Here is a 6,563-nt window from a genome sequence, read left to right on the forward strand (position 1 = left end):
AGGGCAGTTGCTCACGCTGCGCGAGTACCAGGTGCTCGCCGGCATGGCGCTGGGCATGACGAACGAGGAGATCGGTGCCGACCTCTACATCTCGGACACCACGCTGCGGCGGTGTGCCGCGCACTCGGGGTGGCCGAGGACCGCGCGGCGGTGGCGTCGGCGGTCGCCGCCCGGGACGCGTGGGACGTGCAGGAGGCGGTGGTCGCCGCGGGCGGGGCGGCGGCCGCCATGCGCACCCGCGAAGAGTGGCTGGACAGCGCGATGGGGCGGGCGCTGGACGGACCGCTCGTGGCGCAGGAGCTGGTGGGGATGGCCCCGGCGCGGCCGCTGCCGGAGTCGCCGCGGCCGCTGGGCGGGGTGCGGGTGCTGGACCTGACGCACGTGATCGCCGGTCCGGTCGCGGGCCGGGTGCTGGCCGCGCACGGCGCGGACGTCCTGCACATTGGGGCCGCGCACCTGCCGGTCGTGCACCCGCTGGTGGTCGACACCGGAATGGGCAAGCGCTCGGCGCACCTGGACCTGCGCACCGAGGTCGGGCGTTCCGCGTTGTGGCGCCTGATCGGTTCGGCGGATGTCGTGTTGCAGTCGTTCCGGCCGGGCGCGCTGGCCGGGCTGGGGTTCACGGCGGAGCGGCTGGCGGCGGCGCGGCCCGGGATCGTGCTGGTGGAGCTGAACGCGTGGGGCTGGGAAGGCCCGTGGCGGGGTCGGCGCGGGTTCGACAGCCTGGTGCAGATGGCGTCGGGAATCGCTTGGGGCGCCGAGGAACCCCGGCCGTTGCCCGTGCAGGCGCTGGACCACGCGACGGGCTGGCTGGCCGCTGCTGCCGCCATGGTCGCGCTGCGGAACCGGGCCGTCGAGGGCGGCAGCAGGCGGGTGCGCCTCGCGCTGGCCCGGACCGGGCGGTGGCTCGACGGACTGGGCCGGGTGCCTGGTGGATCCACTGTGGACTTCTCGAATTTCCTTGCCGAGACCGGGAGTGGGTTCGGCCTGGTGCGTCACGTGACCTGTCCGGGTGGGATGGTGCCGCGTCCGATGTGGACTTCTGGGCCGCCGCTGCCGGGGAGTGCGGTCGCGGAGTGGCTTTAGCGCCGTCCTGGGAGTAACGCACCCTGGCTGGCCCGCTCCCGTCGCCGCAGGATCGGGGGGTGATGGCAGCGGTAGGAGGGAGCGGGATGCCGGGACGGCTGGACGGCAAGGTCGCGTTGATCACGGGCGCGTCGGGCGGGATCGGGGCGGCCACGGCGGCCCTGTTCGCCCGGGAGGGGGCGCGGCTGGTGCTGGGTGATGTCACCGGGAGCGGGCCGGAGCGGGAGGACGCGCTGCGCGTGCACCTCGACGTCTCCTCGGCGCGGCACTGGCAGACGGCCCTGGCCAGGACGGCGGAGCGTTTCGGCAGGCTGGACGTGCTGGTCAACGTGGCGGGAATCGTGGACTGGCCGGGCATCGAGGACACCGCCGAGGCCGATTGGGACAGGGTGATCGCGGTGAACCAGAAGGGCACCTGGCTGGGCATGAAGACCGCGATGCCGTTGCTGCGCGCGAGCGGGAACGCGTCGGTGGTCAACGTGTCGTCGATCCTGGGCATCATCGGCGGCGGGTCGGCCGCGGCCTACCACGCCTCGAAGGGCGCGGTGCGGCTGCTGACCAAGACGGCGGCCGTCGAGTACGCGACGAGGGGGGTGCGGGTCAACTCCGTGCACCCCGGCGTCATCGCGACACCGATGATCCAGGACATCCTCGACACCGAGGGCGACCAGCAGGCCGACATCCAGCGCACCCCGATGAAACGAGCGGGCACAGCGGACGAGATCGCCGCGGCGATCCTGTTCCTCGCCTCCGACGAGTCGTCCTTCGTCACGGGCGCGGAGATCGTCGTCGACGGCGGCATCACGGCGCACTAGCGAGGTTGGCGTGGCCGTCGGTCAGCGGGTGAAGCGGGACCACCAGCGCCGCCGGGGGAGTTCGCCGCGCTCGGCGAGCCAGGTGGCGAAGTTCGCGGCGTCCTGGCGGTAGCCGGTGCCGTCCGTGCGGGGCGTGGCCTCGGCGTAGGCGTCGAACAGGGGCCGGAACCGGTCGCCGAGCAGGCGGAAGAGATCGGGCCTGAGGTCGGCGACGATGGAGCGGCGCTTGGCTCGCAGGGCGAGCACCTCGGCGGCCACCCGGCCGGGGTCGAAGCCCGCCGGAGGAGCCCCGCCGGCCAGCAGGGCGCGCAGCAACTCAGCCTGCCGGGCGGCGAGTTCTTCCCGGCCGGTCACAGGTGCTCCCGGATCGGGGACGGCGTGGCGTGCAGTAGTTGGCTTGGCGGGCCGCCGCGCTCGTTCCGGTCGCTCACTGGTACTCCCGGGGCGTGGCGGGTTCGGTGGCCGGCCGGGCGCGCAGCCGTTTGGCTGCTGGGTGGCGAGTTCCTTCCGGCTGGTCACGGGTGCTCCCGGTGGGTGGTGGGTTCGGTGGCGGGGCGTGCAGCAGCTCGGCTTCGCCGGCCGCCACGCTCGTTCCCGCCGCCCGCTGGTGGTCCCGGGGCGTAGCGGGTTCGGTGGCCAACCGGGCGCGCAGCCTTGTGGCTCGCCGGGCATCGCGGCCGGTCCCGGGGGGCGCGCAGCAGCTCGGCCCGCTGGGCGGCCAGCCCCTCGCGCCCGCTCACAGGCGCTCCCGGATCGCGGCCAGTTCCGCGGCCAGTTCGTCGTCCGGTGGGTAGGCGCCGTCGCGTTCCAGGAGCGCTCCGGGGGGCTCCCGTCGGCGCCGCAGTTCGCTCAGCAGGTCGAGCACCTCCGGCAGCACCGGGTGGGTGTGCGTGTCGTGGTAGATGCCGTCGACCTCGACGCCCCCGGCGACGTGCACGTACGCCACCCGCTCCAGTGGCACCTCCTCCAGGAACCTCACCGGGTCCGCGCCCAGGTTCCGCGCGTTCGCGTACAGGTTCGCCACGTCCACGATCAGCAGGCACCCGGTCCGCGACGTCAGCTCGGCCAGGAACGCGGCCTCGCTCATCTCGGCGTCCGGCCACTCCAGCAGCGCGGCGATGTTCTCCAGCGCGAACGGCCTGCCCACGATCGACTGCGCCAGCCGCACGTTCTCCACCAGCACATCGAGCGCCTCCCGTGTGCGGGGGAGCGGCACCAGGTGCCCCGCGTCCAGCCCGCCCGCGCGCACGAAACACACGTGGTCGCTGGCCAGCGGCGCGTCCAGCTCGTCGGCGACCGCCGCGAGGTGCTCCACCCGCCGCGTGTCCAGCGGCTCCGCGCCGCCCAGGGACAGCGACACCGCGTGCGGCAACACCGGCATGCCACGCTCCCGCAGCTCCACCAGCGCCGCGGGCAGGCGACCCGGGTGCAGGTTCTCGGCGATCACCTCGACCCACTCCACACCCGGCAGCCGCGCGATCGACAGGTCGATCTCCGGCCGCCACCCGATGCCCACGCCCAGCCGCTCAACCGCCACCGCAACCGCCTCCACCATCGCCACCGCAGTCGTCGAGCCCCGAGGTCGAACCCGCCGCAAGCCCACCCACCCGCAGGCCCGCGTAGTCGGTGAAGCCGATCGGCCCGAAGCGCTCAGTCACCACCGCCGCCACCCCCGCAACCACCACCGCCGCCGCACGAGCTGCCTCCGCCGCACGAACCGCTTCCGCACGAGCTGCTTCCGCAGGAGCTGCCCGAAGACCCGCAGCCGTAGCCCGACGACGAGCCGGACCAGCCGCCGCGGCGCCGTGGCTTCCGCGGCGGCGGCGCCGACAGCAGCGCCTGCGCGATCGCCTGGTCCGGGTGGCGGGCGAGGCCACCGAGGGCCACCGCCTGCGCGGCCCCGCCCGTGGTCATGCCCGCCACCCGCAGCGCGGTGTCACCGGTCGAAGTCCTGGCCGGGCCGCGTGGCCGCCGGTCGGTGAGCGCCCACAGCAGCCCGGCCGGCAGCACCGCCAGCACGAACGTGCCGTCCGGGAAGGCCAGGAACGCGAGGACCACGACCGCGAAGAGCAGGAGCGTCGCCAGCCGCCGGACGTTGCGCACCGCCCCGGGCGTGACCAGGAGCCCTTCCCCGGCGAGCCGGTCGCGCAGCTCGTCGAACTCGGCGCGGCCCAGCACCGCCGCGCGCACGTCGTGCAGGGTCCACGTGCCGCGGCCGTCGCGCACCGCGGTCCAGACCGCCGCGCTCAGCCGGTCGGCCGGGGCGTGGCCGCCGGTCGTGGACAGCCTCCCGCCACTGCTCACCCGGATCCGCTGCCGCTCCACGAGATCCGCGAGCGCGGTGTCGGTCGCCCGCACCGGGCCGCCCGCCAGGAACCCCAGCTCGATCAGCCCGGGCGGGTGGTGCGGCCCGCCGCCGCGCCGCTTGAGCAGCCGCGAACCGAACAAGCGCACCACCACGGGCAGCACCAGCAACGCGGCGAAGAGCGGGAGGAACGTCGAAGCGGGCAGGCCCCAGAACGCGGGCCCGTCACCGACCGCCAGGATCACCGGACCAGCCACCCCGCCACCTCCGAATCCACCCCCGGACTTGGCCGTTCGACGGACCCGGCCCGGCGGTGGTTCCCAGAACCGTGGCGCCACGCAGCAAGCGGCTCCCCGCGACGGTGCGCCTCGGCGACGGGACGAGCTCGGCCGCCCCGAGGACGAGCACCCCGGCCAGCATCACCGGGATGGCGGCCACCGCGTAGCCGCCGACGAACGTGCTGATCACGACCCCGACCAGCAGGACCCGGGACGCGACCCGGATGCCGGACACGTCACCGGGCGGCACCACCAGCCCGCGGGCGGCGAGCCCGCGCACCACGTCCCCGATTTGCGGGCTGTCCGCCAGGTGCAGGCGCAGGGTCTGCGCGGTCGCCAGGCCGCGCCAGAACGACACCGCCAGCACCACGGCGATGGCGAGTGGTTCCCCTGGGGACCGCGTCGTCGTGGTGGTCAGCCGGCCACCGGCGTCCACGCGGATCCACCGGCGCGCGACCAGGTCCGCGAGCACCAGGTCGACGGCCCGGTCCGGCCCGCCGGCCAGCACCGCCAGCCCGACCGCGGTGACCCGCTCGGCACCGGGCCGGATCCGGCGGTACCGCAGCAGGACCGGGCCGAGCAGCCGCACCACCGGCGGCACCAGGATCAGCGCCGCGTAGAGCGCGGCGAACTCCCGGGCGGACAACCCCCAGTACGCCCCCATACACCCGCAGGGTAGCGGGCGGGTGCGTGTCGTGGCGCGGGTTTTACTCCGCGGGCACCAGGCGCAGGGAGATCGAGTTGATGCAGTACCGCTGGTCGGTCGGCGTCGGGTAGCCCTCGCCCTCGAAGAGGTGGCCCAGGTGGCTGTGGCAGGTCGCGCACAGCACCTCGGTGCGCACCATGCCCAGCGACCGGTCCTCGCGCAGCAGCACGGCGTCCGAGGAGGACGGGTCGAAGAACGACGGCCAGCCGCAGTGGCTCTCGAACTTGGTGTCGCTGCGGAACAGCTCGGCGCCACACGCGCGGCACTCGTAGATGCCGGTGGTCTTGGTGTCGGTGTACTCGCCGGTGAACGGCCGCTCGGTGCCCGCCTGGCGCAGCACGGCGTACTCCTCGGGGGAGAGCTGCTCGCGCCACTCCTGGTCCGACTTGACCACCTTCGGGGTGGCTCCCACGACGGGTTCCATGCGAGGTTTCATATGCTTCAGGCTACTCGGCGAGCCACTGCACGGCCCGTACCACGATGTCCCACGAGGCGACGATCACGCCGAGGACCAGCAGCACCACGACAGTGGCCGCGATCCACCACCGCAGCCCGCCGACCCGGGTGCTGGACTCGGCGAACTCCGCCACGTTGTGCAGGGTGCCCTCGACCGTGAAACCCGGCTCGCACCGCTGCATCCGGTCCAGGTGCCGCGCGAACGCCTGGGCCTCCGGATCGTCGGGGTCGAGCCCGACCAGGTCGTCGTCGAAGCGCGGGTTGCGGCCGCTCTCGGTCATACCGACCAGGGTAGGTCAGCCGAGTTTCGTGTTCGCGTCGATCCGCAGCCCGGCCCCGGTGTTGACCACGCGCCAGGAGACGCGGCCGACCCCGTCGATCGAAACGGACATGTCGGCGGAACCGTCCGCGTTGGCGCCCTTGTCCGCGCGGATCGAGTTGTAGCCCTCGATCTCGTGCTCGTCCCAGTACTGCTGGAACGCCTGCTGGCTGCCGAACACGGCCTGCGCGGCGGGCGTGAGCAGGCCCCACGCCTGGGGCGATCCCGAGCTGTCGAGGTAGGCCTTGACCACCTGGCCCGCCGAGCCGAAGTCCACCGATCCGGTGTTGGCCGTCTGGCCGAGGTCGGCCGGGGCGGCGCTGCTGGGCGTGCTGGGCGGCGCGGAGGTGGGGGCGGTGGTGCCGCCCGCGTTGGCCTGCGAGGCGCCGCCGTTGGTCTTGTCGCCGCCGTTGAGCAGGACGACCAGCACGACGACGAGTACGGCGACCACGGCCACCGCCGATCCGGCCAGCACGCCCTTGCGCTTCAGCGGGGACTGCTTGGCCTGCTGGGGCGGCTTCGGCGGCGGGATGAACGCGGCGGTCGGGTTGCGCGGGCTGCGCTGCGGCGGGGCGGGCGGCGCGGCGGTGGCGGCGCC

Annotated in this window: 7 protein-coding genes and 2 pseudogenes; 2 read left to right on the forward strand and 7 right to left on the reverse strand. The window is 74.2% G+C overall.

All coding sequences use genetic code 11. The annotated features are described in order from the left end of the window. Positions 1–99: 99 nt before the first annotated feature. Both ABZ193_RS42870 and ABZ193_RS42875 read left to right on the forward strand, forming a co-directional pair. Positions 100–1,086 (forward strand): annotated as a pseudogene (locus ABZ193_RS42870) (CoA transferase); the annotation flags it as partial. A gap of 86 nt (positions 1,087–1,172) precedes the next feature. Then, positions 1,173–1,901 carry a glucose 1-dehydrogenase gene (locus tag ABZ193_RS42875; RefSeq protein WP_354714561.1) on the forward strand — a complete coding sequence of 243 codons (729 nt, stop codon included), beginning with the start codon at positions 1,173–1,175 and terminating at the stop codon, positions 1,899–1,901. Between the two features lie 21 nt (positions 1,902–1,922). On the opposite strand, the gene ABZ193_RS42880 is transcribed toward ABZ193_RS42875, so the two are convergent. The 7 genes and pseudogenes from ABZ193_RS42880 to ABZ193_RS42910 all read right to left on the reverse strand — a co-directional run. After that, a complete protein-coding gene (locus ABZ193_RS42880) occupies positions 1,923–2,255 on the reverse strand; it encodes a hypothetical protein (RefSeq protein WP_354714562.1) in 333 nt (110 codons plus the stop codon). Between the two features lie 382 nt (positions 2,256–2,637). After that, positions 2,638–3,456, reverse strand: a complete 819-nt coding sequence (locus tag ABZ193_RS42885) for a DUF692 domain-containing protein (protein ID WP_354714563.1) — start codon at positions 3,454–3,456, stop codon at positions 2,638–2,640. A gap of 95 nt (positions 3,457–3,551) precedes the next feature. After that, the gene (locus tag ABZ193_RS42890; RefSeq protein WP_354714565.1) at positions 3,552–4,463 is read right to left on the reverse strand and encodes a TIGR04222 domain-containing membrane protein; all 912 of its coding nucleotides are present in this window, start codon (positions 4,461–4,463) and stop codon (positions 3,552–3,554) included. After that, the gene (locus ABZ193_RS42895) at positions 4,432–5,148 is read right to left on the reverse strand and encodes a TIGR04222 domain-containing membrane protein (RefSeq protein ID WP_354714566.1); all 717 of its coding nucleotides are present in this window, start codon (positions 5,146–5,148) and stop codon (positions 4,432–4,434) included. The genes ABZ193_RS42890 and ABZ193_RS42895 overlap by 32 nt, the downstream gene beginning before the upstream one ends. 43 nt (positions 5,149–5,191) lie before the next feature. Continuing rightward, complete coding sequence (msrB, locus tag ABZ193_RS42900) at positions 5,192–5,614, reverse strand: peptide-methionine (R)-S-oxide reductase MsrB (RefSeq protein ID WP_020422371.1); 423 nt, start codon at positions 5,612–5,614, stop codon at positions 5,192–5,194. A gap of 22 nt (positions 5,615–5,636) precedes the next feature. Continuing rightward, entirely contained in the window at positions 5,637–5,927 is a 291-nt protein-coding gene (locus ABZ193_RS42905) for a hypothetical protein (RefSeq protein WP_020422370.1), read from the reverse strand. A gap of 15 nt (positions 5,928–5,942) precedes the next feature. Next, positions 5,943–6,563: pseudogene (locus ABZ193_RS42910) on the reverse strand (serine/threonine protein kinase); the annotation flags it as partial.

The organism is Amycolatopsis sp. NPDC006125, from assembly GCF_040614195.1.
In the GTDB taxonomy this organism is placed as follows: domain Bacteria; phylum Actinomycetota; class Actinomycetes; order Mycobacteriales; family Pseudonocardiaceae; genus Amycolatopsis_E; species Amycolatopsis_E tucumanensis.

Coding starts and splice junctions, on each gene's coding strand:
- ABZ193_RS42875 (WP_354714561.1), top strand. CDS start 1,173: ATGCCGGGACGGCTGGACGGCAAGGTCGCGTTGATCACGGGCGCGTCG.
- ABZ193_RS42885 (WP_354714563.1), bottom strand. CDS start 3,456: ATGGTGGAGGCGGTTGCGGTGGCGGTTGAGCGGCTGGGCGTGGGCATC.
- ABZ193_RS42895 (WP_354714566.1), bottom strand. CDS start 5,148: ATGGGGGCGTACTGGGGGTTGTCCGCCCGGGAGTTCGCCGCGCTCTAC.
- msrB (WP_020422371.1), bottom strand. CDS start 5,614: ATGGAACCCGTCGTGGGAGCCACCCCGAAGGTGGTCAAGTCGGACCAG.
- ABZ193_RS42905 (WP_020422370.1), bottom strand. CDS start 5,927: ATGACCGAGAGCGGCCGCAACCCGCGCTTCGACGACGACCTGGTCGGG.